This window comes from Kineococcus sp. NBC_00420 (genome assembly GCF_036021035.1).
Classification (GTDB): domain Bacteria; phylum Actinomycetota; class Actinomycetes; order Actinomycetales; family Kineococcaceae; genus Kineococcus.
Genome location: NZ_CP107930.1, coordinates 2,446,101 through 2,469,076 on the forward strand (window position 1 = coordinate 2,446,101; position 22,976 = coordinate 2,469,076).

At 73.2% G+C, this 22,976-nt stretch carries 23 protein-coding genes; 9 read left to right on the forward strand and 14 right to left on the reverse strand.

The annotated features are described in order from the left end of the window. Nucleotides 1-258: 258 nt before the first annotated feature. From OG218_RS11985 to OG218_RS11995, 3 genes are all read right to left on the reverse strand, one after another. Nucleotides 259-666, reverse strand: coding sequence for a hypothetical protein (locus OG218_RS11985; RefSeq protein WP_328293453.1), 408 nt, complete (start codon nt 664-666; stop codon nt 259-261). 142 nt (nt 667-808) lie between these two features. After that, nucleotides 809-1,957, reverse strand: a complete 1,149-nt coding sequence (gene rlmC / locus OG218_RS11990; protein ID WP_328293454.1) for a 23S rRNA (uracil(747)-C(5))-methyltransferase RlmC — start codon at nt 1,955-1,957, stop codon at nt 809-811. Beyond that, nucleotides 1,947-2,537, reverse strand: a complete 591-nt coding sequence (locus OG218_RS11995; RefSeq protein ID WP_328293455.1) for a TetR/AcrR family transcriptional regulator — start codon at nt 2,535-2,537, stop codon at nt 1,947-1,949. The genes rlmC and OG218_RS11995 overlap by 11 nt, the downstream gene beginning before the upstream one ends. A 72-nt stretch (nt 2,538-2,609) precedes the next feature. On the opposite strand from OG218_RS11995, the gene OG218_RS12000 reads away from it, so the two are divergent. Beyond that, complete coding sequence (locus tag OG218_RS12000; protein ID WP_328293456.1) at nt 2,610-3,572, forward strand: SDR family NAD(P)-dependent oxidoreductase; 963 nt, start codon at nt 2,610-2,612, stop codon at nt 3,570-3,572. Nucleotides 3,573-3,642: 70 nt separating this feature from the next. Here OG218_RS12000 and OG218_RS12005 read toward each other — a convergent pair whose 3' ends face one another. Genes OG218_RS12005 through OG218_RS12015 form a run of 3 tightly spaced genes read right to left on the reverse strand, consistent with a single transcriptional unit; the run spans nt 3,643 to nt 6,530 of the window. After that, on the reverse strand, nt 3,643-4,434 hold the full coding sequence (locus tag OG218_RS12005; RefSeq protein WP_328293457.1) for an alpha/beta fold hydrolase: 792 nt from the start codon (nt 4,432-4,434) through the stop codon (nt 3,643-3,645). Nucleotides 4,435-4,443: 9 nt separating this feature from the next. Continuing rightward, nucleotides 4,444-5,289 carry an NAD-dependent protein deacetylase gene (locus OG218_RS12010; RefSeq protein ID WP_328293458.1) on the reverse strand — a complete coding sequence of 282 codons (846 nt, stop codon included), beginning with the start codon at nt 5,287-5,289 and terminating at the stop codon, nt 4,444-4,446. Further along, nucleotides 5,286-6,530, reverse strand: coding sequence for an MFS transporter (locus OG218_RS12015; protein ID WP_328293459.1), 1,245 nt, complete (start codon nt 6,528-6,530; stop codon nt 5,286-5,288). Before OG218_RS12015 ends, OG218_RS12010 begins: the two co-directional genes overlap by 4 nt. A gap of 72 nt (nt 6,531-6,602) precedes the next feature. Between OG218_RS12015 and OG218_RS12020 the strand changes: the two genes are divergently transcribed. Next, complete coding sequence (locus OG218_RS12020; RefSeq protein ID WP_328293460.1) at nt 6,603-7,514, forward strand: LysR family transcriptional regulator; 912 nt, start codon at nt 6,603-6,605, stop codon at nt 7,512-7,514. Here OG218_RS12020 and OG218_RS12025 read toward each other — a convergent pair. The 4 genes from OG218_RS12025 to OG218_RS12040 form a co-directional block, all read right to left on the reverse strand. After that, complete coding sequence (locus tag OG218_RS12025) at nt 7,511-7,696, reverse strand: hypothetical protein (protein WP_328293461.1); 186 nt, start codon at nt 7,694-7,696, stop codon at nt 7,511-7,513. The two genes, OG218_RS12020 and OG218_RS12025, sit on opposite strands and share 4 nt — an antisense overlap. A gap of 73 nt (nt 7,697-7,769) precedes the next feature. Next, a complete protein-coding gene (locus OG218_RS12030) occupies nt 7,770-8,504 on the reverse strand; it encodes an SDR family oxidoreductase (protein WP_328293462.1) in 735 nt (244 codons plus the stop codon). A 47-nt stretch (nt 8,505-8,551) separates the two neighbouring features. Further along, nucleotides 8,552-9,427: a DNA-3-methyladenine glycosylase 2 gene (locus OG218_RS12035; RefSeq protein ID WP_328293463.1), complete on the reverse strand. Its 876-nt coding sequence runs from the start codon at nt 9,425-9,427 to the stop codon at nt 8,552-8,554. After that, entirely contained in the window at nt 9,424-10,836 is a 1,413-nt protein-coding gene (locus tag OG218_RS12040; RefSeq protein ID WP_328293464.1) for a DNA polymerase IV, read from the reverse strand. Before OG218_RS12040 ends, OG218_RS12035 begins: the two co-directional genes overlap by 4 nt. Nucleotides 10,837-10,908: 72 nt before the next feature. On the opposite strand from OG218_RS12040, the gene OG218_RS12045 reads away from it, so the two are divergent. Beyond that, entirely contained in the window at nt 10,909-11,661 is a 753-nt protein-coding gene (locus tag OG218_RS12045; RefSeq protein WP_380162343.1) for a sulfite exporter TauE/SafE family protein, read from the forward strand. A 181-nt stretch (nt 11,662-11,842) separates the two neighbouring features. Here OG218_RS12045 and OG218_RS12050 read toward each other — a convergent pair whose 3' ends face one another. Genes OG218_RS12050 through OG218_RS12060 form a run of 3 tightly spaced genes read right to left on the reverse strand, consistent with a single transcriptional unit; the run spans nt 11,843 to nt 15,676 of the window. Next, complete coding sequence (locus OG218_RS12050) at nt 11,843-13,963, reverse strand: PfkB family carbohydrate kinase (RefSeq protein ID WP_328293466.1); 2,121 nt, start codon at nt 13,961-13,963, stop codon at nt 11,843-11,845. A 49-nt stretch (nt 13,964-14,012) separates the two neighbouring features. Further along, nucleotides 14,013-15,131: a glycosyltransferase family 9 protein gene (locus tag OG218_RS12055; RefSeq protein WP_328293467.1), complete on the reverse strand. Its 1,119-nt coding sequence runs from the start codon at nt 15,129-15,131 to the stop codon at nt 14,013-14,015. 20 nt (nt 15,132-15,151) lie between these two features. Further along, the gene (locus tag OG218_RS12060; RefSeq protein WP_328293468.1) at nt 15,152-15,676 is read right to left on the reverse strand and encodes a D-glycero-alpha-D-manno-heptose-1,7-bisphosphate 7-phosphatase; all 525 of its coding nucleotides are present in this window, start codon (nt 15,674-15,676) and stop codon (nt 15,152-15,154) included. Between the two features lie 180 nt (nt 15,677-15,856). Between OG218_RS12060 and OG218_RS12065 the strand changes: the two genes are divergently transcribed. The 4 genes from OG218_RS12065 (at nt 15,857) to OG218_RS12080 (ending at nt 20,312) form a co-directional block, all read left to right on the forward strand. Further along, nucleotides 15,857-17,236: a D-arabinono-1,4-lactone oxidase gene (locus OG218_RS12065; protein ID WP_328293469.1), complete on the forward strand. Its 1,380-nt coding sequence runs from the start codon at nt 15,857-15,859 to the stop codon at nt 17,234-17,236. 119 nt (nt 17,237-17,355) lie between these two features. Further along, nucleotides 17,356-18,204, forward strand: coding sequence for a glycosyltransferase family 8 protein (locus tag OG218_RS12070; protein ID WP_328293470.1), 849 nt, complete (start codon nt 17,356-17,358; stop codon nt 18,202-18,204). A gap of 152 nt (nt 18,205-18,356) precedes the next feature. After that, complete coding sequence (locus OG218_RS12075) at nt 18,357-19,430, forward strand: winged helix DNA-binding domain-containing protein (protein ID WP_328293471.1); 1,074 nt, start codon at nt 18,357-18,359, stop codon at nt 19,428-19,430. A 66-nt stretch (nt 19,431-19,496) separates the two neighbouring features. After that, entirely contained in the window at nt 19,497-20,312 is an 816-nt protein-coding gene (locus OG218_RS12080) for a nuclear transport factor 2 family protein (RefSeq protein WP_328293472.1), read from the forward strand. Between the two features lie 79 nt (nt 20,313-20,391). Here OG218_RS12080 and OG218_RS12085 read toward each other — a convergent pair whose 3' ends face one another. Beyond that, nucleotides 20,392-21,123, reverse strand: coding sequence for an SDR family oxidoreductase (locus OG218_RS12085; RefSeq protein ID WP_328293473.1), 732 nt, complete (start codon nt 21,121-21,123; stop codon nt 20,392-20,394). A gap of 106 nt (nt 21,124-21,229) precedes the next feature. On the opposite strand from OG218_RS12085, the gene OG218_RS12090 reads away from it, so the two are divergent. Both OG218_RS12090 and OG218_RS12095 read left to right on the forward strand, forming a co-directional pair. Beyond that, the gene (locus tag OG218_RS12090) at nt 21,230-21,907 is read left to right on the forward strand and encodes a TetR/AcrR family transcriptional regulator (RefSeq protein ID WP_328293474.1); all 678 of its coding nucleotides are present in this window, start codon (nt 21,230-21,232) and stop codon (nt 21,905-21,907) included. An 80-nt stretch (nt 21,908-21,987) separates the two neighbouring features. Continuing rightward, the gene (locus OG218_RS12095; protein WP_328293475.1) at nt 21,988-22,968 is read left to right on the forward strand and encodes an aldo/keto reductase; all 981 of its coding nucleotides are present in this window, start codon (nt 21,988-21,990) and stop codon (nt 22,966-22,968) included. The last annotated feature ends 8 nt before the right edge of the window (nt 22,969-22,976 follow it).

Sequence of the window (22,976 nt, forward strand, 5' to 3'; positions counted from 1 at the left end):
AGACTCCACTCCTCCTCGAGGGAGCCACGGTCGAACTCGCTGCTGACGAAGCTCTGGACCTGTGGGTGCCGCGCCGGGGTGGCCGGCCCGGAGACTTTGCCGCGGTCGACGCCGTTGACGAACTCGATGATCTGCTCCTCGCCCAGATCGTTCCTGGCGCCAGCCTGCAGGGCCCGGACGCGTCCTCGCGGGATGAACGCGTTGAACGCACTGATCCGACGATGCCGGTGGCCGATCCGTGCTGCGCACCGTGGAGACCTACCGCGTCACGTTCCAGCAGCCCCTGAGGGCCGGCCTCACCGCGCCTCCGTCGTCATCGAGGCCGTCGACGACCAGGCCGCGAGGGCGTAGGTGGAGGCGACGTGATCCCGGGACGAGGTCGTCGCCGTGCACGGGGTCGGCCCGCAGGACGGGACGCAATGGCGGGTGCGGGTGAAGCTGAAGGTCAGAAGCCTCCTGCGTCGCCCACGCCACCGCCCCCGAGGTTGAGGACGGGTCTTCCCCGCCGTGTCCGCGACCACGTAGGAAGATCAGGCGCAGGCTGCCGCCGATGATGGTGGTGGTGGTGGTGGTGGTGGTGTCGAGGATGCCCGTGAAGGCCAGCAGCAGCGCGATCAGGCTGATGCCGTCGACAGTCCAGTACCAGATCGTCGAGACGGCCAGCACGACCAGGCTGATGACGATGAGGCGGTTGCAGAACCATCTGAACCAATCGCCGAGAGTCAGAGGCGATGGTGAAAGTGCGAGTACGTGTGCCCCTCACGTGCCCTCGTTGGGCTCTCCTCGGCCCGACCAGGCCAAGGAAAGCTCAAGCAACGCTCCGAGGTCCGCGAGGTGCAGCCATCCGGGCCAACAGGACCACGACCTCGACGTGCTGGGTGTTGGGGAACATGTCGAGCATCCTGGCCCGCACCGGTCGCAGCGACGGCATGGCCGCGAGGTCCTTCGCGAGCGTCACGGGATTGCAGCTGGAGTACACGACGTGGCGGACACCGGAGGTCTCCAGCCACCCGCTGAGCTCGGCGCCGATCCCCCGCCGGGGCGGGTTCACGACGACGAGTTCCGGCGGTTCCGGCGCGTCGAGGGCGAACCTGGTCGCGTCGCCGACGGAGAACTCGACGTCGGGCAGACCGACGGCGGCGGCGCGGGCGCTCTCGACCGCCTCGGCGCTCACCTCGATCCCGGTCACCGCTCGACCCGGTGCGGCGCAGTGCAGCGCGAAGCCGCCCACCCCGCAGTAGAGGTCCCACAGGCTCGCGGGCGCGACCTCGTCGACCCAGCGCGCCACCTGGGCGTAGAGCTCCTGCGCCACCAGGGAGTTCGTCTGGAAGAAGCTCTGCGGGCGCAGGTCGAGGTCCACGGCGCCCATCGGCATTCGCAACGTCGTCCGCTCGGTGAGGGGGATCTCGACGTCCCCCTCGACGACGGCCTTGTGCTCGGGCAGCAGGTTGGCGGTCGCGACGGTGATCTGCGGAGCCTCCGCCAGCAGCCGGGGCAGGTGCTTGCGCAGGGCGGCCACCCGGTCCTGGGACCGCAGCACGAAGCGGACCATCTGCTCACCCGTCGGGGACTCGGTGACCAGGACGTACTTGAGTTCCCCCCGGCGACGGGGGACGTCGTAGGGCACCAGCCCGGCGCGGGTGACGAACCGGGCCAGCACCGGCAGGACGTCGCGGATGCCGGGGGCGCAGACGGCGCACTCGCGCAGGTCGACACCTCGGCCCGCCGCGTCGAGGATGCCCAGCGTCGGCCGCTCGAGCGTGCCGCCGGCGACCATCTTCGCCTTGTTCCGGTACCCGGCCTCCGGGCTGCGGACGCTCGGCAGCCAGCGCAGGCCGGCGTGGTCGGCGAGCAGTTCTCGGCAGTGTTCTTCCTTGTCCCGCACCTGGTCCGGGTACGGGAGCTCGATCAGGGTGCAGGAACGACACACGTGGGCGTCGTAGTAGTCACACTGCATGGCCCCTCGAGTGTAGGAGCAGTTCGACCGCGACACGGATCTCGTCCCGGAAGGCCTCCCGGGAGGACGTCTGCTGCTTCACCCCGATGGCGGCGCTGATCATCGTGCGCACGACGGCGTCGGTGGTTCGCGGCGGTCGAGCGGGGTCCGCCACCGACACGGCGTCGTGCACGAGCCCGGCGAAACGACGCGGCGCGTCGAGGGCGTCCGCGGTCATGACCTCGCGGTGGGCCTCGACGACGGCGAGGAGTTCGCCCCCGACCGCCCCGAGGTAGCGCCCCGTCCAGGCGTCGAAGGCGTCCACCAACCGCTGCTCCAGCGGCACCGCACCGTCCCCGAGCGCCTGCGCCACCCGCTGCAGGTCCTGCTGCAGGGCGCGTTCGACGGCGGCGGCGAAGAGTTCCTGCTTGGAGCTGAAGAGGAAGTACAGGCCGGGACGCGAGATCGACGCCGCCCGGGCGACGTCCTCCATCGAGGTCTTCCGGTAGCCGTAGCGGAGGAAGGCCTCCACCGAGATCGCCAGAACGCTCTCGCGGCGGTCCGGACCGGCGCTCACCTGCTCCACGAACGGACCCCTCACCTCGGCGTACTTTACAGATTCAGCCTACTCTGTAAAGCGAGAACGCTCGAATCGACCCCTGGAGACACCGTCGTGCCGGAACTCATCACCACCCGCTTCGACGCCGCCAGCACCGCCGCGGACGTCGTCGAGGGCGTCGACCTCGACGGTCGCCGTGCGATCGTGACCGGGGCCTCCTCCGGGCTGGGTCTCGAGACCGCCCGCGCCCTCACCGCAGCGGGAGCCGAGGTGACGCTGGCCGTGCGCAACGTCGCCGCCGGCTCCGAGGTCGCCCGCCGCATCGCGAGCGAGACGGGTCGTCGGGCGCCCGCAGTCCGCGCCGTCGACCTCGCCGATCCCGCGAGCGTGGCCGCGTTCGTGGACGCCTGGAACTCCCTGCTCGACGTCCTGGTCGACAACGCCGGGCTCGTCACCTCCGACCTGCAACGCACCGGGCGGGGCTGGGAACTGCAGTTCGCCACCAACCACCTCGGGCACTTCGCCCTGACCACCGGCCTGCACCGGCACCTGGCCGACGCGGCCGCGGCACGGGGTGGTTCCCGCGTGGTCGTCGTGTCCTCGACCGCCCACATGCGGGCCCCCGTCGACCTCGCCGACCCGCACTTCGAGCACGGGCCCTACGACCCCCAGATCGCCTACGCCCGGTCCAAGTCGGCGAACTCCCTCTTCGCCGTCGAGGCCACGCGGCGCTGGCGCGACGACGGCGTCGTCGCGAACGCGGTGAACCCGGGCGGGGTGGCGACGGGTCTGCAGCGCAGCTTCTCCCCCGTGCAGCGGGCCTCGCTGGCGGCCGCGGAGGCCGCGGGGACGTTCTCCTGGAAGACCTCCGCCCAGGGGGCGGCGACGATCCTCGTCGCCGCGGTCTCGCCGGAGTTCGCCGCCGTCGGCGGCCGCTACCTCGACGAGTGCCGCGAGGCCCACGTCGTCCCCGACGACGCGACGCTCGCCGAGCACCCGCACGGTGTGAAGCGGTGGGCCGTGGACCCCGACACGGCCAGGGCCCTGTGGCGGCTCAGCACGGACCTGGTGTCGTGACCCGACGGGCCCCGCGCCCGTCTCGGCCGGCCGCTGAGGGCGGCGGGGGGAGGGTGGTTCCGTCCACCCCTCAGGGGGTGAGCTCGATCCGTTCCAGCCAGTCGGCGACCAGCGCCCGGCACGCCGCGGGGCGGTCGAGCAGCGCGTTGTGACCGGCGGTGTCCAGCACGGCGAACGTCGCCCGCGGGTACTGCTCGAGCTGCGCCAGCGGGTCGCGGTAGCCGGTCGTGTCGTCCTGCCTGCCGGTCACGACCAGGGAGGGACGGGCGAACACCGCCCGGGGTTCGACGGTGAGCGCGTAGTTCTGCTCGATCGCCTCGAGGGAACCGGGGTGCAGCCCCCGCACCCCGGCGAGCACGGACTCGGAGAACGCGGCGAAGTTCTCGGCCGTCTGCACCACCGAGACCTGCTCGTACTCCGCACGGTCACCCGGGTCGAGACCGGCGAGGAGGTCGGGGTCGTGGACCAGCACCGGTCGCGGCGGCAGGTCGCGGCGGGTCCGGTCGGCGACCACCGCGGGGCAGAGCAGGCCCATCCCGAGGACCTGCGCGGCCCGGCGTTCCACCAGACCCCGGGTCAGCATCCCGCCCCAGGAGTTCCCCAGGACGGCGAACCGCCGGTCGCCGAGTTCGGCACCCACGAACCCGTCGAGCTGGTCCAGCACGGCGTCACTGCTGTCGATCCCCGGGTGCCAGCGGTTCTCCCCCGATCCCGGGAGGTCGACGTACCAGCGTTCCCAGGTCCCGTCGAGGTGCGGGTCGGTGGTGAAGAGCTGTTCCAGCGGCAGCAGAGCCCGGTGGTCGACCCCCGCCCCGTGGATCAGCAGCAGCGGGGTTCCCCGGCCTTCGCGACGTGCCAGCACCCGACCAGGCTAGACCGCGGCGGTGACCCCCAACCGGCCCAGGAGTTCCGGCAGGACCTCCTGCAGCGCAGCGTCGACCTTCAGCGTGGCCTTCTCGTCGCCCCGCGTCGGGCCGGCGGTGACGATCGCCACGGGCTGGGCGTTCTTTGCCGCGTGCAGCACGAACCGGTACCCGGACATGACGGCGAGGGAGGACCCGAGGACGAGCAGCACGCGGGCGGCGTCGAGGAGTTCGAAGGACCGCGCGACCCGGTCCTTGGGCACGGTCTCCCCGAAGAACACGACGTCCGCCTTGAGCGCGTCCTCGCCGCACCGGCGGCAGGCCACCGTGACGAAACCCTCGAGCTGGGCGTCGCTCAGGTCGGCGTCGCCGTCGGGATTCAGCGCGTGCAGTTCCTCCACCCGGGCACCGAACCCCGGGTTCGCCTCCGCCAGCCGCACGGCGAGTTCGGCGCGGGCCGTGACCTCGGCGCAGTTCAGGCAGACCACCCGGTCGAGGTTCCCGTGCAGTTCCACGACCTCCCGCGTGCCGGCGGCCAGGTCGAGACCGTCGACGTTCTGGGTGATCGTCCCGGTCACGAGACCGGCTCGTTCCAGGGCCGCGACGGCCCGGTGGGCCTCGTTGGGCCGGGCGCGCCGGAAGTGCTCCCAGCCGACGTGGCTGCGCCCCCAGTAGCGACGACGGGCCTCGGCGGAACCCGTGAACTCCTGGTAGGTCATCGGTGTGTGCCGGGTCAGCGACCCGTTGGGGCCGCGGTAGTCGGGGATCCCGGAGCCGGTGGACATCCCGGCCCCCTCGAGGACGAGGACCCGCCCGTCGGCGAGCAGGTCTGCGAGCGGGGCGAGGTCGGTCACGCGACCATGCTGCCGCGCGTGTCCTCAGCGCGCAGGGTGAGGGTCGCCAGCAGCGCCGCCGCGACCACCAGGGCCACCACCACCCCGACCACGACGCCCCAGCCGCCGTCGGCGAACGCGAACCCGCCGAGCCAGCCGACGACGCTCGACCCGGCGTAGTAGGCGAAGGTGTAGAGCGCGGAGGCCTGGGCCCGGAACCGCGGGCGGGCGCGCGCCCCGACCCAGCCGCTGGCGACGGCGTGCGCGGCGAAGAACCCGGCCGTGAGCAGCACCAGCCCCGCGACGACCACGACGATCGAGCTCGACAGCGTCAGCAGCGCCCCGAGCACGAACACGGCGGCGGAGCCGACAAGGACGCGCAACCGACCCCGCCCCGCGAGGCGACCGGCGAGCGAGGAACTGGCCGTGCCGGCCAGGTACACGACGAACAGCAACCCGACGACGGCCTGGGACAGCGAGAACGGCGGTTCCAGCAGGCGGAAGCCGAGGTAGTTGTAGACCGTGACGAACGCCCCCATCAGCAGCAGGGCCTGGGCGTAGAGGACGAGCAGTCCCCGGTCGGAGAGCGCACCCCGCACCCGGACGGCCAGCGAGGGACCGGCCACGCGAGCGGTGCGCACGAAACCCCGCGAGCGCGGGACGACGAGGCAGAACAGGACCGTCGCGGCGACCCCGACGAACGCGACGGCAGCCACGCCCCACCGCCACCCGAGCACGTCGGCGACGCTGGAGGAGACGATCCGGCCGGTCAGGCCGCCGACGGAGTTCCCCGAGACGTAGGCCCCCGCGGCGAGCGCGACCTCACGGGCGTGGACCTCCTCGGCCAGGTAGGCCATGGCGATCGCGGGCAGTCCCCCGAGCGCGGCCCCCTGCAGCGCGCGCAGCAGCAGCAGCGGGGCGAGACCGCCGGCCAGCGGGACGGCGAGCCCGAACAGGGTCGCGGCGACGATCGAGACGACCATGGCCGGCACCCGCCCGAGCCGGTCGGCGACGGCGCTCCAGCCGAGCACCGAGACCGCGAGCGCCCCGGTGGCGACGGAGACGCCGAGGGCGGAGCGGGACGCGTCGAGGTGGAGCCCGGTGGCCAGGGCGGGGAGGACGGCCTGCACGGAGTAGAGCTGGGCGAAGGTGGCGACCCCCGCGGCGAAGAGAGCGATGACGACGCGGCGGTACCCGGGGGTCCCACGTTCGTGACCGGCCCACGGTTGCGTGTCGGGACGGGTGCGGTCGTCGAGGCTCACCCCCCGACGGTAGGAACACGGTACCGATGCGTCCAATGCATGAAGCGGTGCGGACTCATGCACACTTCGAGGGTGAAGGACGCACTCCGCGAGCTGGTGGGCCCGCTGCAGGTGCTGGTGGCCGTCGCCGAGCACGAGCACGTCACCCGCGCCGCGCACGCCCTGGGCCTGCAGCAACCGACCGTCAGCCGGACCCTCGCGCGGGTCCAGGACGCGGTCGGGGTCCCGCTCCTCGTGCCGGACGGGCGCGGGGTCCGCCTCACCGCCGCAGGGCGCGCACTGGCCGAGGTGGCGGCGCGGGCGCTCGCCGACCTCGACCGCGGGATCCGGGCGGTCCGCGACGACGACTCCCCCACCACGGGCCGGATCGCGCTCGGCTTCCTGCACACCCTGGGGGCGGCCGCGGTCCCGGCGCTGGTGCGGGCCTTCCGCCAGGACCACCCCGGCGTCCGCTTCCAGCTGCACCAGGGCGCGGCCGGCGCGGTGCTCGACCAGCTCACGGCCGGCGAGGTCGACCTGGTGCTGACGTCACCGGTGCCGCGGCGACCCGGGTTGGCCTGCGCGGCCCTGGTCGACCAGCCGTTGGTCCTCGCGGTGCCGGGGGACCACCCGCTCGGGGTGCCCGGGCCGATCGCGCTGACCGCCGTGGCCGACGAGGAGTTCGTGCTCTTCGAACCGGGCTACGGCCTGCGCGAAACGGTGGAGGCGATGTTCGCGCAGGCCGGGATCGTGCCCCGGATCGCGTTCGAGGGCCAGGACGCGCACACCCTCCGCGGTCTGGTCGCGGCGGGACTGGGCGTCGCGGTGGTCCCGGCCGCCCACCCGGGGACCTCCGAGGCCTTCGTCGGGGTGGTGGAACGACCGCTGGAGGGACCGTCGTCGACCCGGACGCTGGGTCTGGTGTGGCGCGACGAACCCCTGCCGCGGGTGACGGCGGCGTTCCGCGACAGCGTGCTCGCGCGGCCGCACCTGCTCCTGCCCTAGCGGTCCCGACCCTCCCGGCGGCGGGACTGCGCGATGGTGATGACGCCGCCGCCGGCGGCACCGAAGGCGCCCCAGGCCCACAGGTCCTGTCCGCGGGCGAGCAGGACCAGCCCGACGACGACGAGGACCAGCAGCACGAGGTACTGGCCGAGGCGACGGCGGGAGCGTCGGTCCTGGTTCACGGGGATCTCCTGGCGGGGGAAGCTGGCTGACCGGGTGGTCGTGCGGCCAGTGTCCCAGCCGCGACGGGCCGGGTCAGCGACCGCCGCTGACGTCGATGGTCGTCCCGGTCACGTAGCTCGCGGCGTCGGAGAGCAACCAGACGACGGCCTCGGCGACCTCCCCCGGTTCCCCGCCCCGGCCGAGGGGGACGTTCTTCTGCAGCCGTTCGACGCGGCCGGGTTCACCGGAGCCGGCGTGGATGTCGGTGCGGATCAGACCGGGCCGCACCCCGACGACGCGGATCCCGTCCTCGGCGACCTCCTGGGCGAGACCGACGGTCAGGGTGTCGACGGCGCCCTTGGAGGCGGCGTAGTCGACGTACTCCCCGGCGCTGCCGAGGACCGCCGCGCGGGAGGAGACGTTGACGATGGTGCCGCCGCCGGTGCGGCTCATGCGTCGCACGGCCTCGCGGGCGCACAGGAAGGCACCGACGACGTTGACCTCGAGCACCCGCCGGATCCGGTCCACGTCCATGTCGACGACCCGCGACTGCCGGCCGGTGATGCCGGCGTTGTTGACCAGACCGACGACGGGGCCGAGTTCCTCGGCCCGGTTGAACAGCCGCCGCACGTCGGACTCGATCGAGACGTCGGCCTGCACCGCGAGGCTCTCGGTCCCGAGGTCGGCGGCGGAGGCGGCGATGACGTCCGCGGCCTCGCGGTGCGTGGAGTAGCTGAAGCACGTCCGGATCCCCCGGGCCGCGAGCGCCTGCACGACCGCCGCACCGATCCCGCGACTACCGCCTGTGACCACCACGGTTCCGTTCACGGACGCACCGTAGTGGGAACACCGCCGGTGTGGCGATCTTGTGAGGGTCAGGGAGCGAAGACCTCCGCCGTCCACAGGTGCAGCAGGGCGTAGCCCCGCCACGGCCGCCACGGCTCCGCCCGCGCCACGGCCGCCTTCGCGCTCATCCCGCCGAGCGCCCGCCGGAGCACGAGGTCACCGGAGAGGAAGGCGTCGGAGTCGCCGAAGACGCGCAGCGCGACGTAGTCCGCCGTCCACGGCCCGATGCCGGGCAGGGCGAGGAGTTCGGCGTGCGCCGCCGCCGCCCGGACCGGGTCGAGCGCCGCGGCCTCGAGGTCGAGACCGTCCGCGATGGCCGTCGCGAGGGCGTGCAGGGTGCGGGCCCGGGCGCCGGTGATCCCGGTGACGGCCTGGATCTCCTCGGCGCCGGCCGCGGCCAGCGCCTGCGGTCCGGGGAAGGCGACCAGGGTGTCCACCGGTGTCCCGTACGCCGCGACGAGGCGCCCGGCGAACGTGCAGGCCGCGGCGAGGGAGACCTGCTGGCCGAGGACGGTCAGCACGGCCGTCTCGGCGCCGACGACGGCGCGCGGGAACCGTAGCCCGGGGCGGGCCGCGACGAGGGGCGCGAGGAGCGGATCCGCGCCCAGCCACGCCTCGGCGCTCACGTGGTCCACGTCGAGGTCCAGCCAGCGGCGGACGAGAGGGGTCACCTCGTCGACGACGTCACCCGGAGCGTCCAGGACGACCGTCGCGCACCGCGGCGACGTGCCGAGGTCGATCCGGACCTCCACCGGACCGCGACGGGTCGGGACCACCCGTTCGTGCACCCCGTCGAGGTGCCGCTCGGCCCCGGGGACGACGTGGGCGCGCAGGAACCGGCGCAGCGGATCGGCCGCCAGGCCGCCGGGGACCTCCAGGAGCCGCTGGGCGACCGCAGGTCTCACGACGGTTCCGGGGTGAACACGGGCGGGTCGGCGGGGGCCAGGTCGGGGTCGTCGTCGCGGAACGTCCGGATGCGCCCGACCGGGGTGTGCGGGCCCTCGAACCGGACGGTCACCCGGCCCGCGCCGGAACCCTGCACCCAGCCGGCGCCGAACCCGGTGTGCGTGACGTCCTGCCCCGGGCGCCACCCCGTCGCGGCGGGCGGGCCGTAGGGGTCCGGCGAACCGCCCTCCACGACGCCTTCCACGCCGTCCTCCGGCTCGTCCTCGTCGGGCAGGGGTACGGGGTCCTCCTCGATCTCGGCGAGCAGGTCGATCTGGCTGTACTCCGAGAGCCCCGAGACCCCCACGCCCAGCAGGCGCACCCCGTCGGCGACGTCGATCATGTCGAGGAGTTCGGTGGCGTGGTGGCTGATCTCCTTCGCGGAACTGCTCGCGTGCGGCAGGGTCCGGGAGCGGTTCAGGGTGCTGAAGTCGTAGCGGCGGACCTTGATCGTGATGGTCCGCCCCGACACCCCCGACGTCGCCAGCCGGGCCGCGACCCGGTCGGCCATCCGCCGGATCCGCTCGTCGAGGTCCGCCCGGTCGGTGAGGTCGACCGCGAACGTCTCCTCCGCCGAGACCGACTTCGCCTCGCGTTCGGAGACCACGGGCCGCGGATCGACCCCCCGGGCGAAGGCGAGCAACCCGCTGCCGTGCGCCTTTCCCAGCATCCGGACGAGTTCCCCCTCGTCGGCGACCGCGAGGTCCCCGATGGTCTTCAACCCCGACCGGATCAACCGGTCCCCCGTCACCGCACCCACGCCGGGGATCTTCCGCACGCTCATCGGCGCCAGCAGCGCCTGCTGCTCGGCCGGGGGCACGACGACGAGGGCGTCGGGTTTGCGCAGGTCCGAGGCGATCTTGGCCACGAGCTTGCTGGCCCCCACCCCGACCGAGACGGTGAGGCCGGTGCGGTGGCGGACGTCGGCCCGGAAGCGTTCCGCGATGTCGGTGACCGCGGTGACGTCGAGGCCCTCGTGGACGGCCGAGAGGTCGACGAACGCCTCGTCGAAGGACAACGGCTCGACCAGCGGGGACAGCGCGTGCGCGAGCTCCATGACCTGGTGCGAGACCGTCCGGTACGCCTCGAAACGACCCGCGAGGTAGGCGGCGTTCGGGCAGAGCCGACGCGCCCGCGCCGTCGGCATCGCCGACCCGATCCCGAAGACCCGGGCCTCGTAGCTGGCCGTGGCCACGACCCCCCGACCGCCGGTGCCGCCCACCACGACGGGCTTCCCGCGCAGCGAGGGCTTGTCGCGCTGCTCGACGGCGGCGAAGAACGCGTCGAGGTCGAGGTGCATGACGCTCGGCCGGGTGGGATCGGGACGACCACCCCGCAGCGGTACCCGCTCCCCCACCTCCGCACCCATCCCCCGAGTCTGCCTCCTGGTTCCGACACCGCCCTCCGGAAGGGCCGGGGCGGACCGTAGGCTCCGACGGTGCTGGACCTGTCGACGCCGCAGTTGATCCCCCTCTACCTGGCGGCCCTGGTGATCGGGATCTCGAAGACCTCCATCGGGGGTGCGGGCACCATCGCGGTGGCGATCTTCGCCGCGGTCCTCCCGGCGAAGGAGTCGACCGGGATCATCCTGCCGCTGCTGATCCTCGGCGACGTGTTCGCCATCTCGATCTACCGCCGGCACGCCGACTGGGGGTTGCTGGTCCGCCTCTTCCCCTACGTCGCGCTCGGCGTCGTCGCCGGGGCGGGTTTCGTCCGCGTGGTCGACGACACGGTGATGCGCCGTTCGATCGGCGTGCTGCTGATCCTCCTCGTCGCGATCCACCTGCTGCGCCAGCACCGGTTGCGCAAGCAGGAGGCGGTCGTGCCGATGACCGTCCGCGGCCGCCGGCTCACGTCCCTGGGTTTCGGTTTCCTCGCCGGGTTCACCACGATGGTCGCCAACGCCGGTGGCCCCCCGATGTCGATCTACCTGTTCACCATGGGGCTCGGCGTGATGTCGTTCCTCGGCACCGGCGCCTGGTTCTTCTTCATCGTGAACTGCTTCAAGGTGCCGTTCAGCATCGGCCTGGGCCTCCTCAGCCTGGACTCGTTGCAGCTCGACCTCCGCCTCGCGCCCGCCGTGGTGGTGGGGACGCTGATCGGCTGGTGGATCGCGAAGCGGCTGGACCAGAAGAAGTTCGAGAACTGGGTGCTCGGCGCCTCGGTCGTCTCGGGTCTCAACCTGTTGCGCTGAGCTCGAGGTTCGACGCCCGACCGCGGCACCTGCTCACGATTCGTGGTCGCTGTTCGTGCCACCTGCGCTCATCGACCGCCGACGGCACCCACCTCACCCCCTCGACGATCTCGCACCGGTGTGACGGGAGCGGTCCGGTACGAGATCGCGGAGGGGGTGGTCGCCGAGGCGGGGACGATCGTCAGTGCTCTCCGGCCGGGCCGGTGGGCAACGCGGCGCCCCGGGCGAGGGTGAGGGTGGTGGACCGGCCCGCGAGGTACGGCAGCAGGACGACGCGTCCGCCCCAGCTCCGCACCAGCGGCGCCTCGAGCAGTTCCGCCCCGCCGTAGTCACCGCCCTTGGCCCACACGTCGGGCTGCAGCGCGGCGAGGGCCTCCCTCGGGTCGTCCTCGTCGAAGACCACCACGGCGTCGACGCAGTCCAGCGCCGCGATGACCCGGGCCCGGTCGACCTGGTCGTTGACCGGGCGCCCGGGGCCCTTGAGCCGCCGCACGGAGGCGTCGGAGTTCAGCAGGACGACGAGGGTGTCACCGAGCCGTCGGGCCGCCTCCAGGCAGGCGACGTGCCCGGCGTGCAGGACGTCGAAGCACCCGCCGGTGGCCACGACGGTCCCGCCCGCGGCCCTCACCCGCGCGACGGCGTCCCCCGACCCACCCGCCACGGGCGCCGGGTCGGCGGGGGGCTGGTGCTGGGCGGCCCGCCAGCCGGCGGCGCCCCCGGCCGCGACCCACGCCGAGGCGTCCTGGACCGCCGTGACCACGGCCTGCGACGGCAACCGCCCCGCGGCCAGCGACAGGGCCGCCGAGGCCGCGAACCGGTCGCCGGCGCCACAGGGATCACCGACGGCCACGACGGGCGCGGGGACGAACATCGCCTCGGTGCCCGGCGCCGCGAGCCACGCGCCCTGCGCACCCGTGGTGACGACGACGCCCTGCACACCCCACCGGGTGGCGAGGTGCTCGGCCAGCTCGTCGGGCGCGGTCGGGGCGAGCGAACCGGCCGCGGCCGAGGCCTCGGACAGGTTCGGGGAGACGAGCGCGGCCCCGGGCACCGGGGCCCCACCGCGGGGGTGCGGGTCCCAGACCACCGGCACCCGGCGGGCGACCTCGGTGAGCGCGGCACGGACGACGGGGTCGTGGGTCGTGCCGGCGCCGTAGTCGCTGACCAGCACGACGTCCGCGGTCGCGAGCACGGCGGCCAGGGCGCCGGCGTCGACCGCCTCGGGGGTGCCCGGGCCGCCCTCGTCGAGGCGGACGAGGGACTGCCCCGCGACCCGGACACGGGTCTTGGTGCGGGTCGCACCGCGGTGACCGATCCCGACGACGGTGACGGGGTGCGCGGCGTCCTCCAGACCGGCTCGCAGGCGTCGACCGGCGTCGTCGTCGGAGAGCGGGGTCACCAGCGTCGTGGTAGTCCCGACGACGCCGGCGCCCCCCGCGGCCACGAGCAGGGCCGTCAACCCGGCCCCACCGGGACTCTCCTGACGGTCGGTGAGGTCGACGACGGGGACGGGGGCGTCGGGGGCGATGCGGTCGCTGCGGCCCAGGAGGTCGACGTCGAGCACGCTGTCGCCGACGACGACCACGTGCCGGGTTCCCGACCCCCGGGCCACCTCGACGGTGCGGGCCGCGGACGAGGCGTCCGAGGGCGGGGCGGTGCTCGACGCGGCGGTGCCGGAGGTGGTGGGGAGCGCGAGGGCCGTCTCCCCCCGCAGGTGCGCGTCCACGGCGGCGCACAGCGCGTGCAGGGCGATGAGGTGACCCTCCTGGACCGCCGAGGTGGACGAGCCCTCGACCCCGACGAACAACGTCTCGTCGGCCACCTCGGACAGCGCGCTGCGACCGGGGCCGGTCATGGCCAGGACGAGCAGTCCGCACCGGCGTCCCCGCTCGGCGGCGGCGACGACGTTGGCGCTCCTGCCGGAGGTCGACAGCAGCACCAGGACGTCACCGGGGCGGCCGTGGGCCTCGACCTGGCGGGCGAAGACCTCCTCGCCGCCGTAGTCGTTGCCGATGGCGGTGGTGCTGGAGGTGTCGGCGTGCAGGGCGATCGCCGACAGCGGTCGCCGCTCGCCTTCGAAGCGGCCCACGAGTTCGGCGGTGAGGTGCTGGGCTTCGGCGGCGCTGCCGCCGTTGCCGGCGGCGAGCAGGCGGCCGCCGCGGACGTAGACGTCGACGAGCCGCGCCGCCCAGCCGTCGAGGACCTCACCCTGGGCGACGAGGCTCGTCATGGCCTCGGCGACCTGCGGTTGGTGCCGGGCGAGCCACTGCACCGCGGGACGGTCCTGCGTCGGGTCGGTCATCGGTGCTCCTGGGTGCTCGAGGAAGGGGGCTGCTGCTCGTGCGCTCGGCTCACAGCGCCTGCTCCGCACCGGGCCGGACGTCGCCCTGCGGGGGCAGCGGTGCCGACGGCGGGGGGACGGGGACCTTGCCGGTGGCCAGGGCCTCGACGGCGTCGAGCACCTTCTGGGGGGCGACGTCGAGGCACGGGTGCCCGGCGACGGGGCAGACCTGTGCCCGGGTGAGGCGGCAGGGGGCGGAGAGGTCACCGAGCACGACCACGGGGACCCCGAACGGCACCCAGCGCTCCACCGGCATCACGGCGGAGAACCAGCTCGCGACGGGAGTCCCGACGGCGGCGGCGAGGTGCGCGGGGCCGGTGTTGCCGACGAGGACGACGGCGGCGGCCTCCAGGAGCGTCGCGAGCTGCCCGAACGAGGTCCGCCCGGCGGCGTCGACGACCCGGGGGCGTCCGGCGCTGACCCGGGCGGCGAGGTCCACCTCGCCGGGCCCACCGGTGACCACGACCCGCCAGCCCTCGGCGTCCAGGGCCGCCACGGCCGCGGCAGCGACCGCCGGGTCGGGAGCCCGGGCCGGCACGGACGCGCCGGGGTGGACGACGACGACGCGGCCGGCGGCGAGGTCGTCACCGAGTTCGGCGAGCAGGTCCGCCGGCAGCTCCGGCAGCGGGTGCCGCAGCGCCATCCGGGGGTCGGCGGGGATGGTCCGCCCGGAGGTGACGACCAGGCCCAGGCTCGCGACGACCTCGTGCTCCCCGCCGGTCCCGTCGGGGTTGCCGGGGCGGCGGTGCCGGACGTCGAGGAGGCTGCCCGGGTAGTCGTCGGTGGCCGCGACCACCCGGGGGACCCCGGCGAGGCGGGCGATGAGGGCCATCGGCATCGCGCTCTGGTGGTACGAGGTGAAGACGACCACCTCGTCGTAGCGCCCGGCCCGGACGGTCTCGACGAGCGCGAGCAGCGGCTCGGCGTCCGGGGCGGGCGGGTGGTAGCCGGACCACGGGACGTCGGCGACGAGGACCTCGTCCACCCCCGGCAGCAGCCGGGCGGCGCCCGCCCCGGGGGGCGCGGCGAGCAGGTCGACGCGCGAGGCCTCGACCCCGTCCGGTCCGTGGCGCAGGGCGGCGATCGCCGGCCCGGTCATCAGCACGTCGCCGTCGCTGTCGAGCCGCACGGCGAGGATCCGCGGGCCGGTCACCGGGCGGCCAGCGGGTTCGCGAGCACGGGGTTCAGCAGGAGGTCGAGCGCGGCGGTGAGGTCGGCGGCCTGCGGGCCCGGGACCAGCACGGACCGGGCCCCGGCGGCGTCGGCGGCCCCGACGTCGGTGGGCGAGTCACCGATGACGGCGACCTCGTCGGGCCGCAGGCCGAGCGCGGCGGCGGCGTCCAGGACGAGACCGGGCGCGGGTTTGCGGCAACGGCAGGCGTCGGTGGGGGCGTGCGGGCAGGTGCGGACGACGTCGACCCCGCCGATCTGGCGCACCACCTCCGCGGTGACGGCGTCGGCCTGTTCGCGGGTGATGAACCCGCGGCCGACACCGGACTGGTTGGTGACGATTCCGGTGCGCAGTCCCGCTGAACGCAGCCGGGCGAAGACCTCGACCGCCCCGTCGACGAGGCGGACCTGCTGGGGATCACCGTTGTACGGGACGTCGTGGACGACGGTCCCGTCTCGGTCGAAGAGGACGGCGCGGAGACCGGTCCTGCCGTCGGGGTTCATCACATGGAGTTTGTAGCCGAGAGGGACGACGGACGCACGGCGGGCGGGCAGGGTGGAGTGAGACGTGCGCCACCTTCGGCGTCCTCGCCGAGCCGCTCCGGCCCGAGGGGGGTTAGGTTCCCCGAGCCACCCGGGCCGATCGTCCGCCCGGTCGAAGTCCGCACACGTCAGGAGTCGTCGATGAACGTCCCCTTGGCTCTCTACCCCCGTCGCAGCACTTCAACCGACGACGGGACGGAAATCTGGAACTGGGCCCGCAACGCCGCCATCGCGCCGTCGACGGCCGTCGTGTCGCCGACCACCGAGGCCGAACTCCGCGAGGCGGTCACCTCGAGCGCGGGCCGGTTGAGGTTGACCGGGTCCCGGATGTCCGCCGGCCGGATGCTGGAACTCGCCGCGAGCGGCGACCGGCTCATCGACACCAGCGGCCTGCGCGGCCTGCTGGGCACCGACGAGGACAGCGCCACGTTCGCCGGCGGGACGTCGCTGCAGGAGATCTACGGCGTGCTGACGTCGATGGGCCGGATGCTGCCCTCCTCCCCCGGCGTCATCGCCTCCCAGACCCTGGCGGGCGCCCTGGCGACGGGGACGCACGGGCAGGGTCTGCGTCAGTCGTCCATCGGTGACGCGGTGCTGAGCGTGCGGATGGTGCTCGCCGACGGCTCCGTCGCCGAGTTCGACCGCGACCACCCCTCGTTCCCCGCCGTCCAGCTCGGCCTCGGGGTCCTCGGCGCGGTCAGCGCGGTCACGCTGCGCACCGTTCCGTCAATCGTCTACACCTGCGTCAAGGACGCGGTCAGCGCCGACGGCCTGGAGACGCAGCTGTTGACGTGGAACCGCGACCACGCCATGAGCAAGGCGTGGTGGTTCCCGGACGAGAACCTCGTCCACGTGTGGACGGCGCAGGAGGCGACTCCCGAGGAGTACCGCGAGTACGAGGCGGGCGGCCGGCGCCTCATCGAACGTGACCAGACCAGCGACGCCATGAACAGCACCGTGGACCAGGCCCTGGCCAACATGCGTGGCGACACCCGGATCACGGACGAGAACGGCAAGCCGTACCGCACGGTGAACCGCTTCAAGGACTTCTCCGACGTGACCGGTGACGTGTATCAGGTGTTCTGCCGGGGCATCGCGACCCCGCAGATCAACGTGGAGATCGGGGTTCCGCTGCACCGTGCCGGCGAGGTCATCGCCGTCCTGAAGGAGTGGCACGCGCGGACCCGTCCGCACATGCACTACCCGATCATCCTGCGCTGCACCGGCCCCTCGACCGCGTGGCTCAGCCCGTCGCAGGGGCAGGAGACGGTGTACTTCGGTTTCGTCGTCTACTACGCCGAGGACGGGACCCTGTCCGAGGGGGGCATGGACTTCCTCCGCGCGGTGGAGGAGGTGCTGGCCACCGAGGGCGGGCGTCCGCACTGGGGCAAGTACTTCGAGAAGCCGCTGTACGACTGGCGCTCGCTGTACCCGCGGTGGGACGACTTCCGCCGCGTGCGTGACGAGCTCGACCCGGGGCACCGCTTCGCCAACGCGTTCGCCGACGACCTGCTCGACTGATCTGCGCTCCACCCGGTCCGACCGAGGCCTCGTCGACCACGTCCCGACCAGAACCGACCGATCCAGCACCACGCAGATCTCGCACCACACAGATCCAGCACCGAACAGGGAGTGCATCCATGAAGGCGTGGGCCACGCTGCTGACGCAGCCGGAGTACCTGGTGGGCGTGCAGGTCCTGCACGCCTCGTTGCGACGTTCGGGAACCCGGCACCCGCTCGTGGTGATGGTGACCCCGAACATCGACGACCCCAGCCGGCAACGACTCGTCGACGACGGCTGCCTCGTCCGCGAACTCCCGCCGTTGCGGCCCGACAGCCGTCTCGAGGCGCGGTACGCCAACGCCCGGTTCGCGGAGGTGTGGACGAAGCTCGGCGCCTGGGACCTGGTCGAGTTCGAACGCCTCGTGGTGCTGGACGCCGACATGCTCGTCGTGGCCGGCATGGACGAACTGTTCGACCTCGACCTCCCCGACGGCGGGGTCGCCGCCTGCCACGCCTGCCGGTGCAACCCCAACCGGATCGCCAGCTACCCCGCGTCGTGGACCCCGCAGAACTGCTTCTACACGCACTGCCGCGGGATCGAGCACACCGAGGAACCCGACGAGGTCGACAACTACTTCAACGGCGGGTTCCTCGTCATCGAACCCGACCACGAGGCGTTCACGTCGATGCTGACCCGCCTCAGCGGGCTCACGGACCTCTCGCAGTACCAGTTCGCCGAGCAGGACTTCCTCAACGAGTTCTTCGCCGGCCGTTGGCGCCCCATGCCCTACGTCTACAACGCACTGAAGACCCTCCCCCACCAGCACCCCGCGCTGTGGAACCTCGACGAGGTGAAGAACATCCACTACATCATCGACAAGCCGTGGGAGGGCCGGACGGAACCCGGCAGCCGCTACCACGAGCTGCACGAGATGTGGTGGGCGGTGGCCGAGCAGGACGTGCTGGTCAGCCCACCGAAACCCTGACCCGAGCCGGGCTTCTTCGTCCGACCTGCGGTCGCCGCGATCTCCCTCCGTCCCTGAGGCTCGGTCGACGTCGGTCCCCGCCGGGAGGAGACCGGGATCACCGCGGGCTGGTGGTCGGCGGATCGGGGTCGGTGCGCAGGTAGTTTGTCCGGGTGACACGGCTGGCGGCACGCGACGTCGGGACCTGGCGGCTGGTGGCGCAACGGGTCGTCCCGGTGCTCGCGTCGGCGACCGCCGTGGTCGGGCACCTGGCCGCCGTCCAGGCCCAGGACCTGCGCGGCGCCGCGACCGCCGTCGCGATCCGGACGCCGGCCCGGACCACGGCCGACCTGGCGAGGGCGCTGGACGCGGGCGAGGTCGTGCGGTCCTGGCCGATGCGCGGCACCCTGCACCTGATCGCCGCGGCGGACCTGTTCTGGGTCCTCGAGCTGTGCGCGGGTCGGACGGTCACCGCGACGAGACGTCGTCGCGCGGACCTGGGGATCGCCGACGCCGACCTCGAGACCGCGCACCGCGTGGCCGCGGAGTTCCTGGCGGGAACGGGCCGCTCCACCCGGGCCGACCTCCTCACCGAGTTCGCACGGCACGGCCAGGCGACGACGGGCGGCCGCGGGTACCACCTGCTCCTCCACCTCTGTCTGCTCGGCGTCCTCTGCCAGGGACCGCTGGCCGGTCGTGAACAGACGTTCGTGCTCGCCGGGGACTGGGTGCGGGCTCGGCGGACACCGGAGGACCCGTTGGCGGAGTGGACGCGTCGCTACCTGCGTTCCCACGGGCCCGCGACCCCGGCGGACCTCGCCGCCTGGACGGGACTGCCGCTCGGCACCGCCCGGCGGGGTTTCGCCGCCGTGCGCGACGAGTTCGAGGCGGTTCTCGTCGACGACGTCGAGCACCTCGTCCATGCCGAGGTTCCCGAACTGCTCGCCACCCACCGCCGGGCCGTGCGCGACCTGCACCTGCTGCCCGGGTTCGACGAGTTCCTGCTCGGCTACGCCGACCGCTCGCACGTCCTGGCTCCCGGCTACGCCGAGCGGGTGACCCCCGGCGGGAACGGGATCTTCCGCGGGACGGTGGTGGTGGCGGGGAACGTCGTCGGTACCTTCACCCGGGCCGGGACGGAACTCGACGTCGAGCCGTTCGCCGAACTCTCCGTCCCCCGGGCGAAGGCCCTGGCCCGACGCCGTACGGGGTTCCCGTCCGGCTGGCTGGACTCCGTCACACCCTGACGGCGTGTGAGCCGGATCACCGGCCCTCGTCCGAACGCCACGGCACCGGACACCGTTCCGCAGGGCATGAGGACCTCTCGCCGAACGCTGTTCACCGCGGGTGCCGCGATCGCCGTGCTGATCTCCGGGTGCAGCTCCACCGACGCGCCGGCGACGCAGCCGTCCTCCACCACCACGTCCGCGACACCCACCGCCAGCCAGCCGGACCGGGCCGACCGGGCGACGGAGGACGCCGACCTGGCCGTCGTGAAGAAGATCTTCACGACCGATCCGCCCGGTCTGCAGGCCGGTCAGCAGGCCGTCATCGCCCGGACGGCCGCCGACGGCGACCTGGTGGCGGTCCACTGGCACGAGACCGCCGATCCGTCACAGCCCTGGAGCGGTCGAGCGCACATCGACCTCTACCGTCTCGCCGGCGGGAAGGTCACCTCCCACTGGGCCCTGGCCCAGGACGTTCCCGCGTCCGGGGCCAGCGGCCACACCATGTTCGACGACGCCTACCCGGCGACGGGCGCGCCGCCCGGCGAGGAGGGCGAGGAGACGCAGCGCGCGTTCGCCGTCGGCGCCTACGACACGCTGTTCCGCGACCAGGACCCCAGCGTGCTCGACCGCTCCTTCGACCCAGGCTACCTCCAGCACAACCCGCTGGTGCCCGACGGGACCGCGTCTCTCAAGCAGTTCTTCGCCGGCGCCGCCTTCCCTCCGCAGGAGTCGGCGGTGTCCCTCTCGGACGGCGATCTCGTCTGGACCTTCTCCCGGCCCGTGGGGTCGCCGAACCCGCAGGACATCACCGCGGGTGACGTGTTCCGCGTCGCCGGCGGGAAGATCGTCGAGCACTGGGACGTCGTGCCCACGGCCGCTGTCGCGCCGACGACCGACTGAACCGCCGTCGACGACCTCCTCGACCGCGTTCTCCTGGTCCTCCTGCGCGGGGGTGCTCAGCGGGGGACGTGCGGAGACGTCAGACGATCCCGCCGTTCGCGCGGACGACCTGTCCGTTCACCCAGCGTCCCGGTCCGGCGAGGAAGGCCACGACCTCGGCGATGTCCGTCGGCTGTCCGAGGCGTTCCAGGGGCGGTTGCGCGGCCATCCGCGCGACGGTGGCGTCGTCCTTGCCGTCGAGGAACAGTTCGGTCGCCGTCGGGCCGGGCGCGACCGCGTTGACGGTGATGTCCCGCCCGCGCAGTTCCCGCGCCAGGATCATGGTCATCCCCTCGACGGCGCTCTTGCTGGCGACGTAGGCGCCGTAGGTGGGCAGCTGCAGACCGACGACGGAGGTCGAGAGGCCGATGATCGCGCCCCCGTCGCGGACGCGGCGGGCGGCCTCGCGGGCGACGACGAAACTGCCCCGGACGTTGGTGCGGTGCAGGGCGTCGAGGTCGTCGAGGTCGAGGTCGGCGATGGTGGACAGCGACAACCGTCCGGCCGAGTTCACGACGACGTCGATCCCGCCGAACGTCTCCTGCGCGGTGTCGAACATCGCCGCGACGGCGTGCTCGTCGGCGACGTCGGCCTGGGCGGCGACGGCCTTCCCGCCGGCTGCGGTGATCTCCTCGACGACGTCGGCCGCGGCCCGCGCGGAACCCGCGTAGCCGACGACGACGGCCTGCCCGCGGGCGGCGAGGGTGGTGGCGATGCTGCGGCCGATGCCGCGGGATCCCCCGGTGACGATGGCCACGCGCTGGTCGGTCATCTCGACAACCTCCTCATAGCGTCGATACGTCTTGTACGTATCGTCGATACAGCGACCGTAGCACGCACTCTGGAGCATCGCTACCCTCATCACGTACCATCGCTACATGAGCACCGAGACGCGCGCGGCGATCCTGGAGGCGGCCGAGCGCCTCCTCGTGGCCTCCGAGGACCACGACATCGCCACCCGTGCCGTGTGCGAGGCCGCCGGGGTGACCCAGCCGGTCCTCTACCGCCAGTTCGGGGACAAGAAGGGGCTGCTGGACGCCCTCGCCGACACCGGTTTCGAGCGCTACGCGGCCCGCAAGGCAGAGTTGCCGGAATCGGGAGACCCGGTGGCCGACCTGCGCCTGGGGTGGGACGACCACATGGACTGGGCCTCGGCCAACCCGGCGCTCTACCAGTTGATGTTCGTCCCGCGCCCCCGCTCCCGGTCGCTCGCGCGCCGACGGGTCTTCGACCTGCTCGCGAAGGCCCTCACCCGCGTCGCGGCCACCGGCGGGCTCCGCGCGGAACCGCGCGACGCCGCCCAGGTGGTCCTCTCGGCCAACGTGGGAGCCGCCCTGAACCGGATCGCCCAACCGGAACTGTTCGACGCGGAGCTCTCGCACCGGATGCGCGACACCGTGTTCGCGTCGTTGCTGGCGGAACCCCCGGCCGTCGGCACGGGGGGCACCTCGGCCGCCGCCCGGCAACTGCGCGCCGCCCTCGAGGTCACGCCGACGGAGGCGCTGGAACCCGAGGAGAGCGCCCTGCTGCGACGCTGGCTGGAACGTCTCGACTGACGGTGACCGGGGACGAGGTGACCTGGGAACGATCGCAGCGCCCCCTGTCGCGCACCACCTCGCCCGCGTAGGGTTCCGGCATGGAGTACCGACACCTCGGACGCACAGGGCTGCGCGTCTCGCCGCTGTGCCTCGGAACGATGAACTTCGGCCCGCGCACGAGCGAAGCCGACAGTCACACCGTCATGGACGCAGCGCACGAGCACGGCATCAACTTCTTCGACAGCGCCAACGGCTACGGCAGCCACAAGGGAGAGACGGAGGAGATCGTCGGGCGCTGGTTCGCCCAGGGCGGCGGGCGCCGCGAGAAGACCGTCCTCGCCACCAAGTTGTACGGCGACATGACCGACTGGCCCAACGACGGCAAGCTCTCCGCCTACAACATCCGCCAGGCCTGCGACGCCTCGCTGAAGCGGCTGCAGACCGACCACATCGACCTCTACCAGATGCACCACGTCGACCGCGCGACGCCGTGGGAGGAGATCTGGGAGGGCATGAGCGTCCTGCGCCAGCAGGGCAAGATCCTCTACGCGGGTTCCTCGAACTTCGCCGGCTGGCACCTCGCTGCCGCGCAGGCCAGCGCCGCGGAACGCAAGGTCGTCGGCCTGGTCAGCGAGCAGTCGCTCTACAACCTCATGTCGCGCTGGGTGGAACTCGAGGTGCTGCCGGCCGCAGAGCACTACGGCCTCGGCGTCATCCCCTGGTCGCCGCTCGCCGGCGGTCTGCTGGGTGGGGTCCTCGCCAAGCAGGCGAAGGGCGACGAAGGCCGGGGCACCGCGAACACCGAGGGCATCGAGAAGAACCGTGCGACGCTCGAGGCGTACGAGGGGTTCTGCCGCGAACTGGGTGAGGACCCGGCGGACGTCGGGATCGCCTGGCTGCTGACGCGGCCCGCGGTGACCGCCCCCATCATCGGGCCCCGCACGGTCGAGCAACTCACGAAGTCCCTGCGCAGCATCGACCTCGTCCTCGACGAGAAGGCGCTCGCGCGCCTCGACGAGCTGTTCCCGGCGCCGTTCCCGAACGGCAGCAAGCCCGCACCGGAGGCCTACGCCTGGTGAGGAGCGGG